Origin of the sequence: Streptomyces sp. LX-29, assembly GCF_029541745.1 — a bacterium.
Classification (GTDB): Bacteria; Actinomycetota; Actinomycetes; order Streptomycetales; family Streptomycetaceae; genus Streptomyces.
On record NZ_CP089746.1, the window covers coordinates 2085124 to 2101223 of the forward strand.

11 protein-coding genes are annotated in these 16100 nt (G+C 72.7%); 2 read left to right on the forward strand and 9 right to left on the reverse strand.

Annotated features, from left to right (window positions below; all coding sequences use genetic code 11):
* Positions 1–148: 148 nt before the first annotated feature.
* Together LRS74_RS08810 and LRS74_RS08815 are read right to left on the reverse strand one after the other, a co-directional pair.
* On the reverse strand, positions 149–1981 hold the full coding sequence (locus LRS74_RS08810; protein WP_277740489.1) for a PucR family transcriptional regulator: 1833 nt from the start codon (positions 1979–1981) through the stop codon (positions 149–151).
* A gap of 295 nt (positions 1982–2276) precedes the next feature.
* Positions 2277–4523 carry an ATP-binding protein gene (locus LRS74_RS08815; protein ID WP_277740490.1) on the reverse strand — a complete coding sequence of 749 codons (2247 nt, stop codon included), beginning with the start codon at positions 4521–4523 and terminating at the stop codon, positions 2277–2279.
* A 492-nt stretch (positions 4524–5015) separates the two neighbouring features.
* On the opposite strand from LRS74_RS08815, the gene gabT reads away from it, so the two are divergent.
* Together gabT and LRS74_RS08825 are read left to right on the forward strand one after the other, a co-directional pair.
* On the forward strand, positions 5016–6374 hold the full coding sequence (gene gabT / locus LRS74_RS08820; protein ID WP_277740491.1) for a 4-aminobutyrate--2-oxoglutarate transaminase: 1359 nt from the start codon (positions 5016–5018) through the stop codon (positions 6372–6374).
* A gap of 478 nt (positions 6375–6852) precedes the next feature.
* The gene (locus LRS74_RS08825; protein WP_347178116.1) at positions 6853–7722 is read left to right on the forward strand and encodes a phosphatase PAP2 family protein; all 870 of its coding nucleotides are present in this window, start codon (positions 6853–6855) and stop codon (positions 7720–7722) included.
* 26 nt (positions 7723–7748) lie between these two features.
* Here the strand turns inward: LRS74_RS08825 and LRS74_RS08830 are convergent, their stop codons facing one another.
* The 7 genes from LRS74_RS08830 to LRS74_RS08860 form a co-directional block, all read right to left on the reverse strand.
* Positions 7749–8180: a hypothetical protein gene (locus tag LRS74_RS08830; protein ID WP_277744662.1), complete on the reverse strand. Its 432-nt coding sequence runs from the start codon at positions 8178–8180 to the stop codon at positions 7749–7751.
* Between the two features lie 363 nt (positions 8181–8543).
* On the reverse strand, positions 8544–9956 hold the full coding sequence (locus tag LRS74_RS08835) for an FAD-dependent oxidoreductase (RefSeq protein ID WP_277740492.1): 1413 nt from the start codon (positions 9954–9956) through the stop codon (positions 8544–8546).
* Positions 9957–9961: 5 nt separating this feature from the next.
* Positions 9962–10795, reverse strand: coding sequence for an ABC transporter permease (locus LRS74_RS08840; protein ID WP_277740493.1), 834 nt, complete (start codon positions 10793–10795; stop codon positions 9962–9964).
* Positions 10795–11673, reverse strand: a complete 879-nt coding sequence (locus tag LRS74_RS08845; protein WP_277744663.1) for an ABC transporter permease — start codon at positions 11671–11673, stop codon at positions 10795–10797. Before LRS74_RS08845 ends, LRS74_RS08840 begins: the two co-directional genes overlap by 1 nt.
* A 47-nt stretch (positions 11674–11720) precedes the next feature.
* Positions 11721–12875, reverse strand: coding sequence for an ABC transporter ATP-binding protein (locus LRS74_RS08850; RefSeq protein WP_277740494.1), 1155 nt, complete (start codon positions 12873–12875; stop codon positions 11721–11723).
* A gap of 29 nt (positions 12876–12904) precedes the next feature.
* Complete coding sequence (locus tag LRS74_RS08855; protein WP_277740495.1) at positions 12905–14155, reverse strand: spermidine/putrescine ABC transporter substrate-binding protein; 1251 nt, start codon at positions 14153–14155, stop codon at positions 12905–12907.
* 205 nt (positions 14156–14360) lie between these two features.
* Positions 14361–15896, reverse strand: a complete 1536-nt coding sequence (locus tag LRS74_RS08860) for a gamma-aminobutyraldehyde dehydrogenase (RefSeq protein WP_277740496.1) — start codon at positions 15894–15896, stop codon at positions 14361–14363.
* Between the last annotated feature and the right edge of the window lie 204 nt (positions 15897–16100).

The window sequence follows — 16100 nt, forward strand, 5'->3', positions numbered from 1 at the left end:
GAGGACCGGTCACGTCCAAGGGCCCCGGCACGCTCACGGGCGAAGCCTCGGGCCCGGCCAGGTCCGGCCTCCGGAGCCGACCACGTCCGGGCTCCGGGCACGAGCAAATCCGCCTCCAGCCCCGATCAGGTCCGGGCCTCTGGGCCGGTCAGGTCTGAGAAGACGGTGCGGTCGCCTTGAGGGCGAGCCAGAGTTCCATACGGACGTCGGGGTCGTCGAGCGAGCGGCCGAGGATCTCCTCGACGCGGCGCATGCGGTAGCGGAGCGTGTGCCGGTGCACGCCGAGGTCGGCCGCGGCCGCGTCCCACTGGCCGTGCCGGGACAGCCAGGCGCGCAGCGAGGCGACGAGGTCGCCGCGACCGGTGGCGTCATGGTCGCGCAGGGCGCGGAGCATGCCGTCGGCGAAGGCGCGCACCGCGTCGTCGGCGAGCAGGGGCAGCACGGAACCGGCGGCGACCTCCTCGTGTTCCACGAGCACCCGGCCGCGCCGGCGGGCCACGGACAGCGCCTGCTCGGCCTGGCGGTAGGCACCGACAGCGGCGATCGGGCCGGCGGGCGCCGAGAGGCCGATCACCAGGTCGTCGTCCGGCGCCGGGGGCGCGGCCGCACGGTCGCGCGGGCGGGTGGCGGAGCCGCGGCGCTCCTCTACCGCGGCGGCGTGTTCCGCGCAGGCGGCGACGGCCGCGCCGCCGTCGGAGGCGAGGACGATGAGCCGTTCGCCGTCCGGGACCACCAGGACCGCCTCGCCGGTGCGGGCCGCCGCGGTCTCCACCGTGTCGGCGAGCGCGCCCAGCGGGTCCGGGGCGAGCTCGCCGCTCGGCGCACCCGGGCCGTTCGCCGCCGCGGCGGCCGGCGTCGCCGCCCCGCTGGCGGCCGGGGCGGCCGCCAGCGCCGCTTTCCCCACTTTCACCGCGTTCCCGGGTTTCGCCGCTTTCACCGGCTTCGCGGTGCCACCGATGCCCTCGATCGGGAGGTCCTCAGCCGCGTATGCGCCGGGCTGTGTCCCGGCGACGCTCGGCGCGGCCTCCGCGACCAGCATCCGGAACGGCGCGTCGAGGAGCCCGCCGTACAGCCGCCCGGCCACGGCGTGGGCGTGGTCGGGCTCGCCCGCGAGCAGCATCCGCAGCACCGCCGCGCCCAGGCGGCCCTCCGCCTCCTGGAGGGAGCGGGAGCGTTCCGTGGTCAGGGTCAGCAGGGCCACGGCGGAGTGCACGGCATAGCGCTCGGCGGTGCCGAGGGGAGCGCCGGTCCCCACCGCGAGCACGCCGCGTGCCCGGCGGCCGGTGCCGAGGGACTGCAGCTCGACCCGGTCGGCGGCGTCCTCGGCCTCCTCGCCGCCGGTGCCGCCCACGACGGCGCTGGCGGGGGCGGGGCGGGCCCGCAGTCGCTCCACGTCGGCGGAGAGCCGGGCAGCTCGGCGGGCTGCCCAGTCGGGGGCGGCGGCGACCACGGCGCCGGAGGCGTCGTACAGGGCGGCCCACCCGTCGAGGTGTGCGGCGAGCCGGGCCAGCAGCGCGGCCGGCCCCTCCATGCCCATGGCGGCGCGGGTCAGCTCGCGCTGCGCCTCGAAGCCGGCGGTCACCGCCCGGTACTGGTCCGCCGCTATCGCCGCCGAGACGGCCTTGCTGATGGCTATGAAGGGGGTGCGGCGGGGCACCTCGAGCAGCGGGAAGCCCTCGTCGCGGGCCGCGGCGACCAGCGCCTCCGGGACCGTGTCGTAGTTGACGCCGACGGCGAAGCCGAGGCCCACGACCCCCGCGCCGGCGAGCCGTACCACGTAGCGACGCATCGCTTCCGGGTCCTCGGCGTCCAGCTTCATCGCGGTGATCAGCAGCAGCTCGCCGCCGTCCAGGTAGGGCGTCGGGTCGGCCAGCTCGCTGACGTGCGCCCAGCGCACGGGGGTCTCCAGCCGTTCCCCACCCGCGAGCACGGTCAGCTTGAGCGCGGAGTGGTGGACGAGTGAGGCGAGGGTGGGTGGCATGACACCTTCGATACGGCTGTGGTGCGTGTGGTCGGGCAGGCGGCTCGGCGGGGCGGGGTGAGCGGCGGCTCGTGCCGGGCTGAGGGGACGGGCCGCGGAACGGCGCACCGCATCCGGCAGGTCTCCGGCCCGGACGGCGCCCGACCACTACGCCCTGTACGAACCACCGCCATCAATTCTGCCTCAGTGGAGCCGTCGGGCCCTCATCGCACGGGCCGGTCCCCGTCCACGGCCTCAAGGGCGGCCGGGCCCCGCTCCCGGTTGCGACCGGTCCGGCCGGCGGTCCGGCCCGGTCTCATCCCCGCAGGTCCACCAGCACCGGGGGCGCGCTCTCGCCCCGCACCGAGGTCACGGACAGCACCGCGTGCCCGGGTGGTACGGAGTGCGCCAGCTCCGACGCCGACCAACGCTCGCGCTCCACCTTGCGGACGGTCACGGACTGCACCGTGGCGGCCTTGCCGGTCACCACCCTGCGGATGAAGTGCAGCACCTTGGTCATCGGCTCGTCGGAGATGATCTGCCGGTCGGTGACGTCCCGCGTCTCCACCCATGCCGTTCCCCAGACCTCGGCGAAGCGCGCGCCGTCCCAGGTGGTCACTCCCGCGTACGCCATCCGGCAGCCGACCGCGCCCAGCAGCGCGCTGCGCAGCGCTTCGGGGACGTCGTCCAGCGTGCGCAGCGTCAGGACCGCGCCCGCGTTGGCCGAGCGGAGGCGCTGGATGCCGCGCAGCGCCTCCGGGGTGACGGTGTGCGAGGCGTCGTCGAGGACCAGACAGGCGAAGAGCGAACGGTCGGCCCGTCCCACCGCGCACTCGGTGAACTGCGCCAGCACCAGTCGGGCGAGCATCCGCGACGCCTCGGCGTGCCCGCGCTCGGGGAGGTCGATGCGGACCCTGAGCGGGTGTTCCAGCGCCCGCAGCGAGAAGGGACGCCGGCCGCCGCGCGTGTCGAAGAAGTCCGCGAAGGCCGGCCGGTCCAGCAGCGCGATCCGGTCCGCGAGCAGCGCTCCCACGTCACCTGCGGCGGCGGACTGGCGCACCCGCGCGTCGAGCTCCCGGGCCTGCGCCTGCTGCCCGGCCTCGTCGAGCGCCGCGCGGAGGGCGTCCAGGGCCGTCTGCGAGCCGTCGAGCAGCTCGCGCAGCTCGGGCACGGAGGGGAAGCGGCCGTGGGCGGCGCGATAGGGGCCGAGCAGCTGCGCCAGCGCGGTCGCGGCCCGCCGGCTGTCCCCGCCGGGCAGGCCCTGCGCCATGTCGCCGACCAGCGCCTCCGCCAACACGCCCGCCGCCTCGTCGGGGTCGGTGGTGCCGCCGTACAGGTCCAGGTCGTAGGCCGACTCCGGACGGCCGATCTTCACCACGACGTCGAAGGCGTCATCCGGCCCGATCCCGGCGCCCGCGGGCCCGACGGCCACCACCGCGACCCGCCCGGCCAACGCCTGGAGGCACAGCGACTCGACCACCGGCCGTACCAGCCGCCCGGTCTTCCCCGCCCCCGGCGGCCCCACCGCCAGGAGAGAGGTGCCCAGCACCGCCGGGTCCAACGCCATGCTCACGTCGCGGAACTCATACGGATTGCGCAGGTCGTCCGTGGCCCTGCCCAGGCGCACCTGGCACGCGACGAGGTCGTGCCGCGCCGTGCGCACCGGCAGGTCGCGCACCCCCGACGGATGCCCACAGGCCGCCGCGCCCTCCCTCAGCACCGTGTCCGTGAACGCCGCCAGCCGCCCGGGCTGCGCCCGCACCGACTCCCACGCCCGCTCGAGCCGGGCGTGGTCCACGTCGTTCATCACCCCGGCCCGCGCCTCCGCCGCCAACCGGTCCGCCACCCCATGCGCCCCGGCGGCCCGCAGGTGGGGCCATTGGGCGGGGTCGGTCTCTGGTTGGGTGCATTGCGTTGTCTCGCGCCTTTGACGGAAGTGTCGAAGCAGCGGCTCTGCCAGCCGACGAGCGAGCTCCGGCCAATGCCCGACCCGTCCAAAACCGAAAGCGATCAGCCCCTTCACCAGCCACACATAGCCGTCCGCCACCAACGCGCCGCCTTCGGTGCCTCGCCATGAATCTGGGAAGAACAGAATCAGGGGTAGGCGCCACCAACTACCGAGGTAGTTGTTGGAGAGCAGGGCCCAGAGCAACCAAGCGCACAGGAATGCGATCAGAGCCCCGCTGACGAGCCTCCGGGTAGGGACGCGCTCCGGATCTTCAACAGGCTTGGGCTTGTGCCCGAACATCCACACCCCCGGCCCGCCCGCCGTCCGCGGCGTCCGCAGCCAGGTCAGGAAGGGCGACTGGGCCGCGGGGGACGCCGGCCCGGTGGAGAGCGTCGCGCCGGGCGCTGCCCCGGGAGGCGGGGGTACCGGCGGGGCGGGTGGAACAGGCAGCGGCACGGAGTCGGCAGGGGCCGTGCTCGGCAGTGAGGCCGGGGGGGCGGGGTGGACCGGGGGGTGGGGCGGGCCCGGGGGGACTGCCGGGAGGGGTGGGGTGGCAGGGCGGGGCACCGCGTCCCGCCGGGTCCCACGTGAGTCGTACGTGCCCTCGGTGTCCATGTGCCGCCCCTTACCCCCTGACCAGCCAAGCCATCTGTAGTACGCACACGCGTGCGCGCCCCATCCGTGTACGCCGACCTTCAGGGGCTCAATCTAGTGGGCCCGGCCGGGTGGTTCGGTGACACATCCGGATGCCGCGCCCAGCCGGAGCACACGATTACCCGCCGGCCGGGCCACCGCCCCCTCCACCGCTGCTCCTGGCTCCCCCACCGCCAGCCCGCCCCCCAGAGCAGGCCCATCCCCTCACCAGGCGCCCGACTCCGCCGCCCCCCCCAGAGCAAGCCCACCCCCTCACCAAGCGCCCGACTCCGCCCGCCCCGAGAGCAGGCCCATCCCTCACCAGGCGCCCGACTCCGTCCCTCGCCCCACGCCCCCGCTATGTCCGTCGCGGACAACGCAACACGTCCACTGCTCCCGATCGGAACATGCCTCATCGGCGCCACCGCCCCTAGCCTGCGTCTAAAACCTCTGTTCTTTCCCCTGGAGCACCTCATGACCGAACTGACCGGAGGCCCGTCCCTCCCCCAGGAGCGCCGCGTCGTCACCGCGATCCCCGGCCCGAAGTCCCAGGAGCTGCAGGCCCGCCGGCTGGCGGCCGTGGCCGGCGGTGTGGGCTCGGTGCTGCCGGTCTTCACGGTGCGCGCCGGCGGCGGCGTGATCGAGGACGTGGACGGCAACTCCCTCATCGACTTCGGCTCCGGCATCGCGGTGACCTCGGTCGGCTCCAGCGCCGAGGCCGTGGTGCGCCGCGCTTCGGCGCAGCTCGCCGACTTCACGCACACCTGTTTCATGGTGACGCCGTACGAGGGCTATGTGGAGGTCTGTGAGGAGCTCGCCAAGCTCACGCCGGGCGACCACGCCAAGAAGTCGGCGCTGTTCAACTCCGGCGCCGAGGCCGTCGAGAACGCGGTGAAGATCGCCCGCGCCTACACCAAGCGCCAGGCGGTCGTCGTCTTCGACCACGGCTACCACGGTCGCACCAACCTCACCATGGCGCTGACCGCCAAGAACATGCCGTACAAGCACGGCTTCGGCCCGTTCGCCCCTGAGGTCTACCGGGCCCCGCTGGCGTACGGCTACCGCTGGCCGACCGGCCCGGAGAACTGCGGCCCGGAGGCCGCCGCCGCGGCCATCGACATGATCAGCAAGCAGGTGGGCGCGGAGAACGTCGCCGCGATCATCATCGAGCCGGTGCTCGGCGAGGGCGGCTTCATCGAGCCGGCCAAGGGCTTCCTGCCGGCCATCGCGCAGTTCGCGAAGGACAACGGGATCGTCTTCGTCGCGGACGAGATCCAGTCCGGCTTCTGCCGCACCGGCCAGTGGTTCGCCTGTGAGGACGAGGACATCGTCCCGGACCTGATCACCACCGCCAAGGGCATCGCCGGCGGCATGCCGCTGGCCGCCGTCACCGGCCGCGCCGAGATCATGGACGCCGCGCACGCGGGCGGCCTCGGCGGCACCTACGGTGGCAACCCGGTGGCCTGCGCCGCCGCCCTCGGCGCCATCGAGACCATGCGTGAGCTGGACCTGAACGCCAAGGCCAAGCGCATCGAGGAGGTCATGAAGGACCGCCTCGCCGAGATCCAGAAGAACGCCGCGAACGGCGACATCATCGGTGACATCCGCGGCCGTGGCGCGATGATCGCGGTCGAGCTGGTCAAGCCCGGCACCAAGGAGCCCCACCCGGAGGCGGCGGGCGCCCTCGCCAAGGCGTGCCACGCCGAGGGCCTGCTCGTCCTGACCTGCGGCACCTACGGCAACGTGCTGCGCTTCCTGCCGCCGCTGGTGATCGGCGAGGACCTGCTGAACGAGGGTCTGGACATCATCGAGGGCGCCTTCGCCCGCATCTGAGGCTCCTTCGCCCGGATCTGAGGCGCCTTCACCCGGATCTGAAACGGCCGCGGGGCACGACGGCCCCGCCCGAGTCCGGACGCCGTCGATGCTCCACCGGCCGTCCGCCCCGCCTCTGGTGACCCTGCGTCACCTTCGGCGGGGTGGACGGCGGGGGCGGCGTGAAGAAGATGTGCGGGGCCCATGTCGGACAGGTGATCCGACTGTCGGCCCCGCGCTCGCTGCCGTACGGTTTCTGCAGATGAGAGAAACACCCCGCTCGCAGGGGACTGCGAGCGACGCCGAGCCGGTGCTTCCCCAGCTCCGACCCGGCCGTGCCCTCGCGCACACCACTGGAGCCCTCGGCTCTGGATCTCCTCACCGATCGGACGGCCGCCCGCCCCAAACCCCCCGGGGCGCGCGGCACACCGGTCGCATCGGCGGCCCCGGAACTACCCCCCCTGTTCCGGGGTCGCCGGCTGTTCTGCTCACGCTCTGTGTGCTTCTCTTCGTGATCGTCACCTGGCAGGTGGCCACCCACGGGCCCCTGCGGGAGCTCGACGAGCGCATCGGATCCGGCGCGCGCGGCCGGCTGCTACCCGCTCCCCTCGCGGAGTTCCTCGCCGACCTCGGCAACACCACCGTCGCCCTTCCCGTACTCGCGGTGGCGATCGCCTACGCGGCCTGGCGGGGCCGTCGCCGCGCCGGACGGAGCCCGGGGACGGTACGGGGCACGCCCTCCCCGGACGCACCTCCTGTGGAGACGACCTCCGCGGCCCCGCCCCCGGTGGACGCACCATCCCTACGCCAGGCGCCCGACGCGCCGGCGTCGGCCGCCGTACCAGGGGCGCCCGCCGGAGGAGACGCGTCCGGCGGAGGGGACGGATCCTCGCTACGCGCGACGCCCGCCATACGGGGGACAGACGCCGTACGACGACGCCCCTGGTGGCAGCCGCCTCTCGCGGCGGCTCTGGCCATGGCCTTGGTGCCGGCCCTCGTCGTACCGGTGAAGACGCTGCTTGCCCGGCCGGCACCGCCGGGGCCGCTCGCCGGCACGGACGGCTTCTACCCCTCCGGCCATGCCGCCACCGCCGCGCTCGCCTACGGGGCGGCCGCGCTGCTCCTGCTCGGGTGCTCCGAACGCTCCCCCGCCCCACGCCGCCGCCGGCCCCTGCCCGGGGCCGTGGCCACGGCCGTCGTGGTGGCGGTGGTCAACGTCGGCGTGGGCCTCGGCCTGGTGCTGCGCGGTTATCACTGGCCGCTGGACGTGGTCGGCGGCTGGTGCCTGTCCGGCGTGCTGCTCTCGGCCGTCCTCACGGTGACGACCCGCTCGCCGCGCCGCCGGCGGGAGGAGCGGCCGGACCGCTGACCGGGCGCGGCGCGGGGCAGCCGTTCTCACCGCCGGGTGAGGCGTAGGGCCGCCTCATGCATGGCCAGTTCGAGGGTGCCGGGGTCGGTGAGTCGGCCGGAGCCGTCCGGCGGCACCAGCCAGCGCACCCCGCCGCAGGGCCGCCCCGGATGCGGGACCACCACCCAGCTGCCGGCGCCGGCTCCGCGCACGCCGGTGCCCACCCAGTGGTCGGTGGTGCCCACCGGGACGAGGAAGCCCACCCGTGCGTCGTGGTAGGCGCCGATCACCGGGCCGGGTCGGTCGGGGCGGCGCTGGAGCACGTCCAGCGCCGCCGTGCCCAGCCGGCCCGGCAGGATCAGGACGTCCCAGAGCCTGCCGGCGGGGAGTAACGCCACCCCCAGCGGGTGGCGCTCCCACTCCCATCGGCAGGCTCCGGGGTCGGGGGCGGCGGAGGCCAGCCACTCCAGGGCGTTCATCCGCCCCACGCCGCCACCCGTGCCCCCGCTGGCCGCTTCGTCGCTCACGTCGGTTCCTCTCCGTCCGTCGGCGCGCCGTGGCGCGCATGGCGTGTTCACGGGAGGAGAAGAGGGGCGACGCGGATCCTTACGGCGTTACGGCTACCCGTTGGTAGTGACGTGGCGCACACGTCCGGAGCCGGCCGGCAGCCCGCGGGCGTACGTCGACGGCCCCGGTCCCAGGCGCGCGATGACGACCGCGTCGGCGAGCGGCGCGCGTCGCCGTCCGGCCGCCCTGTACCAGCCGCCACGTCCCGGCCGCCGCGCCCGCGCGGGCGCCGACCGACGGGTGTCGGGAGCCGGCCGAAGGGGCCGTCCGTCGGCTCAGCTGTCGAAGCCGAGTCCCGCCTTGTCCATCGCCTTCAGCCACAGGTTCCGCCGCCCGCCCCGCTGGTCGGCGCGGGTCATCGACCACTGGGTGATGCCGATGCCCGCCCAGCGCAGCGGCTCCGGCGGGAACGGCAGCGGCTTCGTGCGGACCATCTCCAGCCGGGTGCGCTCGGTCTGCCGGCCGTCCAGCAGGTCGAGCATCACGTTGGCGCCGAAGCGGGTGGCGCCCACGCCGAGGCCGGTGTAGCCGAGGGCGTAGGCCACGCGCCCGCTGTGGGCCGTTCCGAAGAAGGCCGAGAAGCGGGAGCAGGTGTCGATCGCGCCGCCCCAGGCGTGGCTGAAGCGCACCCCTTCCAGCTGCGGGAAGCAGCGGAAGAAGTGTTCGGCCAGGGTCCGGTAGGTGTCCGGGTGGTAGTCGTACTCGGCGCGGACGCCGCCGCCGAAGCGGTAGACGATGTCGTAGCCGCCCCACAGGATGCGGCGGTCGGCGGTGATCCGGAAGTAGTGGAAGTGGTTGGCGTAGTCGCTGAGCCCCTGGCGGCGCTTCCAGCCGATGGCCGCGAGCTGCTCCTCGGTCAGCGGCTCGGTCATCAGCGCGTGGTCGTAGACGGGCACGACGTACGGGCGGACGCGCCGCACCGGGGAGGGGAAGGCGTTGGTGCCCAGCGCGACGCGGCGGGCTCGGATGCGTCCGTAGGGGGTCCTGACGGTCGCTCCGGCGCCGGAGGTGACGGGGCGTCCGGCGCGGGTGTGCTCGTAGATCCGCACCCCCAGGTCCAGGCAGGCCCGCTTCAGGCCCCAGGCGAGCTTGGCGGGGTGCAGCATGGCCACGCCGTCGCGGTTCCAGAGCCCGGCGAGGAAGGTCGGCGAGTCGACCTCCGCGCGCAGCGCGTCGCGGTCCAGGAACTCGTGTCCGCCCAGGCCCAGCCGCTCGATGTCGGCGGCGGCCTCGCGGAGCTCCTCGACCTGGTGCGGCTCGGTGGCGATGTCGATCTCGCCGGTGCGCTCGAAGTCGCAGTCGACGGCGTAGCGGGTGAGGGTGTCCTGGATCTCGTCGAGGTTGGCGTGGCCGAGCCGCTCCAGCTCCTTGAGCTCGCCGGGCCAGCGGGACAGGCCGTTGCCCAGGCCGTGGGTGAGGGAGGCCGCGCAGAAGCCGCCGTTGCGACCGGAGGCGGCCCAGCCGACCTCCTCGCCCTCGACCAGGACGACGTCCCGGTCGGGGTCGCGCTCCTTGGCGAGCAGGGCGGTCCACAGACCGCTGTAGCCGCCGCCGACGACGAGCAGGTCACACTGCTCGTCGCCGACGAGGGCGGGCTGGGCCTTGGGCCGGCCGGGGTCGTCGAGCCAGTAGGGCCTGGGTTCAGCGTCGGAAAGGCTTCGGACAAAGTTCATGGCTGCTGAGGCCATGATTCTCAGCTCCTTTTGCGGCGAGAGCCGGCCAGCTGGCCGACGAGTACGCACAGCACGGCGATCGCGAACATCGCGGTCCCGATCACGTTGATCTGGACCGGGGTGCCGCGCTGTGCCGATCCCCACACGAACATGGGGAAGGTCACGGTGGATCCGGCGTTGAAGTTCGTGATGATGAAGTCGTCGAAGGAGAGCGCGAAGGACAGCAGCGCGCCGGCGGCGATGCCGGGGGCGGCGATGGGCAGGGTGACCCGCAGGAAGGTCTGCACCGGGCTGGCGTAGAGGTCCTGGGCGGCCTGCTCCAGCCGCGGGTCCATGCTCATCACGCGCGCCTTGACGGCGGTCACCACGAAGCTGAGGCAGAACATGATGTGCGCGATGAGGATGGTCCAGAAGCCGAAGTCGACGCCCATGTTGAGGAAGAGGGTGGCCAGCGAGGCGGCCATCACCACCTCGGGCATCGCCATCGGCAGGAAGATCAGGCTGCTGACGGCGGAGCGGGCCCGGAAGCGGTAGCGGGCCAGCGCGAAGGCGATCATCGTGCCGAGGACGGTGGCGCCGATGGTCGCCCATATGGCGATCTTCAGGCTGAGCGTGAGCGAGCCGCAGAGGCCGGCGACCCCGCACGGGTCGGTCCAGGCGTCGGTGGAGAACCGCTGCCAGGCGTAGTTGAACCGGCCGTTGGGCTTGTTGAAGGAGAAGACCAGGACGACGAGGTTGGGGAGGAGCAGGTAGGCGAGGGTGGCCAGGCCCGCCAGCACCACGAGGTTGCGGCGCAGCCAGCTGCTGAGGGCGGTCAGCGGTCCCCTGCTCGCCGTGGGAGTCGTCGAGCTCATCAGACCAGGTCCTCCGTCCCGGACTTGCGGATGTAGACGGTGACCATCGCGAGGATCGCCGCCATGAGGATGAAGGACAGCGCGGCCGCCGTCGGGTAGTCCAGCACCCGCAGGAACTGCGACTGGATGACGTTGCCGACCATCTTCTGGTCGGCCGAGCCCAGCAGCTCGGCGTTGATGTAGTCGCCGGCGGCCGGGATGAAGGTGAGCAGGGTGCCGGCCACCACGCCGGGCATCGACAGCGGGAAGGTCACCTTGCGGAAGGTGGTGAAGGGCCGGGCGTACAGGTCCCCGGCGGCCTCGTGCAGCCGGCCGTCGATGCGCTCCAGCGAGGTGTAGAGCGGCAGGATCATGAAGGGCAGGAAGTTGTACGTCAGTCCGCAGACCACCGCCAGCGGCGTGGCCAGCACCCGCTCCCCCTCGGTGAGCCCGAGCCAGCTGGTCACGTCGAGCACGTGCAGCGAGTTGAGCACGGAGACGACGGTGCCGCTGTCGGAGAGGATCGTCTTCCAGGCCAGGGTGCGGATGAGGAAGCTGGTGAAGAACGGGGCGATCACCAGGATCATCAGAACGTTTCGCCAGCGGCCCGCCTTGAAGGCGATCACATACGCCAGCGGGTAGCCGAGCAGCAGACAGCCGAGGGTGGCGGAGGCCGCGTAGAGCACCGAGCGGAGGAACTGCGGGTAGTACTCGGTCAGCGCGTCCCAGTAGGTCTGGACGTGCCAGGTGACCTTGAAGCCCTCCTCCAGCGAGCCGGTCTGGAGCGAGGTCGACGCCTGGTAGACGAGCGGGGCGGCGAAGAAGACCAGCAGCCACAGGATGCCCGGCAGCAGCAGCCAGTAGGGCACCAGGCGCTTGCGGGTGGCGGGCTTGCGCACCGTGAGGGGCGGCGTGTCGAGCGGTGGCGGCGCGTCGGTGGTCACGCTCACGAGACCTCCTCGTCCACGTCCGTGCCGGCCTCGATGTCCTGGTCGGCGTCGAGGCCGAAGGTGTGCTGCGGGTTCCAGTGCAGGACGACCTCGGCGCCGGGTACGAGCCGCGGGTCCCGCTCGATGTTCTGCTCGTAGACCGAGAGCGCGGGGCAGGCCGGGCTGTCGATGACGTACTGGGTGGAGACGCCGATGAAGCTGGAGTCGCTGATCGTGCCGCGGACCTGGTTGCGCCCTTCGGCGATGGTGTCGGCGGCGTCCGCGTGGGTCAGCGAGATCTTCTCCGGGCGTACGCCGACAAGCACCTTGTCGCCGGTGCGGGCGGTGGTGGTGCAGCGCTCCGCCGGCAGTCGGAGGGTGGCGTCGGCGGCCCGTACCACCAGGTCGCCGCCGGACTTGTCGGTCACGGACGCGGCGATCAGGTTGGAGGTGCCCAGGAAGTTGGCGACGAAGGTGGTGCGCGGGTTCTCGTAGAGCTCGGCGGGGGCGCCCAGCTGCTCGACCCGGCCGCCGTTCATCACTGCGACGGTGTCGGCCATGGTCATGGCCTCTTCCTGGTCGTGGGTGACGTGGACGAAGGTGATGCCCACCTCGGTCTGGATGCGCTTGAGCTCCAGCTGCATCTGGCGGCGCAGCTTCAGGTCCAGGGCCCCCAGCGGCTCGTCCAGCAGCAGCACCCGCGGGTGGTTGATCAGCGCCCGGGCGACGGCGACGCGCTGCTGCTGGCCGCCGGAGAGCTGGTGCGGCTTGCGGCGCGCGAAGTCGCCGAGCTGGACCAGCTCCAGCATCTCCTGGACCTGCTTCTTCACCGACTTGATGCCGCGGCGGCGCAGCCCGAAGGCGACGTTCTCGTAGATGTCCAGGTGCGGGAAGAGCGCGTAGCTCTGGAAGACGGTGTTGACCGGGCGCTTGTACGGCGGCAGGGCGGTGACGTCCTCGCCCGCGAGCTCGACCGTTCCGGTGCTGGGGTCCTCCAGGCCGGCGATCATGCGCAGCGTGGTGGTCTTGCCGCAGCCGGACGCGCCCAGCAGCGCGAAGAAGGAGCCGGCGGGGATGGTCAGGTCGAGCGGGTGCACGGCGGTGAAGGAGCCGTAGGTCTTGCTGATCCCGGTGAGGCGGACATCGCCGCCGGAGGGGGCCGGTGGTGTCATGAGTGGCATCTCTCCGTTGTCTGGCGTTGTCAGGCGCCGATGAGCTTCGCGAACTTGTCCTCGAACGCCGTCTCTTCCTTGCTGCTGAGCGAGCGGAAGGCGTGCGACGTGGCGGCCATCTCCCCGGTGGGAAGGATCAGCGGGTTCTCGGCCAGGTCCGGGTCGATTTTCGCAAGCTCGTCGCGGACCCCGTCCACCGGACAGACATAGTTGATCCAGGCGGCGAGCCGGGCGGCGACCTTGGGCTCGTAGAAGTAGTCGATGAGCCGCTCGGCGTTCTTCTTGTGCCGGGCCCCGCTCGGCACCAGCAGGTTGTCGGTGGAGATCATGTAGCCGCTGTCCGGGATGGCGAACTTGATGGCGGGGTTGTCCGCCTGCAGCTGGATGAGGTCGCCGGCCCAGGCGACACAGGCAGCGATGTCGCCCTTGTCCAGGTCGTTGGTGTAGTCGTTGCCGGTGAAGCGGCGGATCTGGCCCCGGTCGACGGCCTTCTGGACGCGGGCGATGGCGGCGTCGAAGTCGTCGGCCGTGCAGCTCTCGGGTTTCCTGCCCATGTCGAGCAGGGTCAGCCCCATGGTGTCGCGCATCTCGGTGAGCATCGCGACCCGGCCCTTGAGCTCGGGGTCCTCCAGGAGCTGGGAGATCGAGTCGACCTTCTTCCCGCCGGTGGCCTTCTCGTTGTACGCGATGACGGCGGGGATGCCCGTCCACGTGTAGGAGTGGGCCCGGCCGGGGTCCCAGTCGGGGCTGCGGAACTGAGGCGAGAGGTTGGCGTAGGCGTGCGGCAGGTTGGCCGGGTCCAGTTGCTGCATCCAGCCCAGCCGGATCATCCGGCCGGCCATCCAGTCGGTGACGCAGATCAGGTCACGGCCGATGTCCTGCCCCGCCGCGAGCTGCGGCTTGATCTTCCCGAAGAACTCGACGTTGTCGTTGATGTCCTCGGTGTACTTGACCGCGATGCCGGTGCGGCGCTCGAACTCCTCCAGGGTCGGATAGTGCTTGTTGTCGTCGCTGACGTCGATGTACTGCGTCCAGTTGGAGAAGGAAAGCCGCTTCTCCCGGTCGGAGTGGTCGTCGGAGGGGTCGGCCCCGGTGCGGGTGGCGGCCGGGATGCCGCAGCCGCTCAGGGTGCCGAGCCCGCCGACGGCGAGGAGCCCGGCGCCACCGGCACGCATCAGCGAGCGCCGGGTCATCGCCATGCGGCCGCGGGTGAGGCTGCGCCGCATGGCGGCGATCTGGGGCGGGGACAGGCTCTCCGGCCCGTGCTGATCCTGCTCCATGCTGTGCCCTCTCTGGGGTCGGGCCGGTGGTCAGCCGGTGGGGTGGTGTGGTGCCTGAGCGCTCCGCGGGAGGTTCGGTGATGGGCCGTCGGTCGTCTCGGGGCCCGTTGGGGCGGGCCGTGCCCACGCGGCGGGAGCCGCGTGTCCCACCCGGCCCCGCGCCCCTTCGGGCCCCGCCGAACCGCGGCCGACGTCACCGAACTCCTCAGCGGTCCCCGAAGATGGTGCGGTGCCAGTCCTTCCTGGCGATCGCCGTGTTGTCGTACATGACGTGCTTGACCTGCGTGTACTCCTCGAAGGAGTACGCCGACATGTCCTTGCCGAAGCCGGAGGCGCGGTAGCCGCCGTGCGGCATCTCGCTGATGATCGGGATGTGGTCGTTGACCCAGACGCAGCCGGCCTTGATCTCCCGGGTGGCGCGTCCGGCGCGGTAGACGTCGCGGCTCCAGGCGGAGGCGGCGAGGCCGTACGGGGTGTCGTTGGCGAGCGCCAGCCCCTCGTCGTCGCCGTCGAAGGGCAGCACCACCAGCACCGGCCCGAAGATCTCGGACCGCACCACCTCGCTGTCCTGCGGGGCCCCGGTGATCAGGGTCGGCCGGTAGTACGCGCCCTTGGCGAGCTCGCCCTGCGGGGCCTCGCCGCCGGTGACCACGGTGGCGTACCCCCGGGCCCGGTCCACGAAGCCGGCGACGCGGTCGCGCTGGGCGTGCGAGATCAACGGGCCGAGGTCGGTGTGCGGGTCGAACGGGTCGCCCAGGCGCACGGTCGCCATCAGATCGGCGACGGCGGCGACGAAGGCGTCGTACAGCGGCCGCTGGACGTAGGCGCGGGTGGCAGCGGTGCAGTCCTGGCCGGTGTTGATGAGGGCTCCGGCGACCGCGCCGTGCGCGGCGGCCTCCAGGTCGGCGTCGTCGAAGACCACGAAGGGGGCCTTGCCGCCGAGCTCCAGATGGAGCCGCTTGACGGTGGCGGTGGCGAGCTCCGCGACCCGCTTGCCGACCGCGGTGGACCCGGTGAAGGAGGTCATGGCGACGTCCGGGTGGCCGACGAGGTGCTCACCGGCCTCCCGGCCCGCGCCGGTGACGATGTTGACGACGCCGTCCGGAATGCCCGCCTCGGTCGCCGCCTGGGCGAACATCAGCGAGGTGAGCGGGGTCAGCTCGGCGGGCTTGAGGACCACGGTGTTGCCCGCGGCGACGGCCGGGAGGATCTTCCAGGCCGCCATCTGCAGCGGGTAGTTCCAGGGGGCGATGGAGCCGACCACGCCGATGGGCTCGCGGCGTACGTAGGAGGTGTGGTCGCCGCTGTACTCGCCCGCTGACCTGCCCTCGAGGTGACGCGCGGCCCCCGCGAAGAAGGCGGTGTTGTCGACGGTGCCGGGGACGTCGAACTCGGTGGAGAGCTTGATCGGCTTGCCGCACTGCAAGGACTCGGCTCGGGCCAGCTCCCCGGCCTGGTCGGCCAGGACGGCGGCGAAGCGGTGCAGCGCGTCGGACCGCTCACCCGGGGTGGCGCCCGCCCAGTCGGGGAACGCCTCCCGCGCGGCGGCGACCGCCGCGTCCACGTCGGCGGGGCCCGCCAGCTCGTAGCCGTACACCTCCTCGCCGCTCGCCGGATCGACGACCGCGTGCCGGCGGCCGGAGGTTCCGGCCCGCAGGGCCCCGCCGATGTACTGCGCGCCGGCGGCGAAGCGGTCCTGTACGTCGTTCTGTGCCTGGAAGCGGTTGTCCTGGTCGCCCATCACGCTCTCCTCCGCCGCGCCCCGTCCCTGAGGTGCCGGCGTAGCTCCAGCTCGAATTGAGTGCCGATCCTGACAGAGGGAATCCCCTTCAACAAGTGATTCCGTTGTTGCCTTTTGGTTACGCGACGAAATCTATCGAGGGGCCGATGATCGCGTCCGCCACTGTGCCGGGTCGCGAGGGAAAACCCGTTACGGAGTGTCAGT

What these genes read in the sequence shown, in the direction of transcription:
- LRS74_RS08810 (WP_277740489.1), bottom strand. Translation starts at nt 1,981, where the DNA reads ATGCCACCCACCCTCGCCTCACTCGTCCACCACTCCGCGCTCAAGCTG.
- LRS74_RS08815 (WP_277740490.1), bottom strand. Translation starts at nt 4,523, where the DNA reads ATGGACACCGAGGGCACGTACGACTCACGTGGGACCCGGCGGGACGCG.
- gabT (WP_277740491.1), top strand. Translation starts at nt 5,016, where the DNA reads ATGACCGAACTGACCGGAGGCCCGTCCCTCCCCCAGGAGCGCCGCGTC.
- LRS74_RS08830 (WP_277744662.1), bottom strand. Translation starts at nt 8,180, where the DNA reads ATGAACGCCCTGGAGTGGCTGGCCTCCGCCGCCCCCGACCCCGGAGCC.
- LRS74_RS08835 (WP_277740492.1), bottom strand. Translation starts at nt 9,956, where the DNA reads ATGGCCTCAGCAGCCATGAACTTTGTCCGAAGCCTTTCCGACGCTGAA.
- LRS74_RS08840 (WP_277740493.1), bottom strand. Translation starts at nt 10,795, where the DNA reads ATGAGCTCGACGACTCCCACGGCGAGCAGGGGACCGCTGACCGCCCTC.
- LRS74_RS08850 (WP_277740494.1), bottom strand. Translation starts at nt 12,875, where the DNA reads ATGACACCACCGGCCCCCTCCGGCGGCGATGTCCGCCTCACCGGGATC.
- LRS74_RS08855 (WP_277740495.1), bottom strand. Translation starts at nt 14,155, where the DNA reads ATGGAGCAGGATCAGCACGGGCCGGAGAGCCTGTCCCCGCCCCAGATC.
- LRS74_RS08860 (WP_277740496.1), bottom strand. Translation starts at nt 15,896, where the DNA reads ATGGGCGACCAGGACAACCGCTTCCAGGCACAGAACGACGTACAGGAC.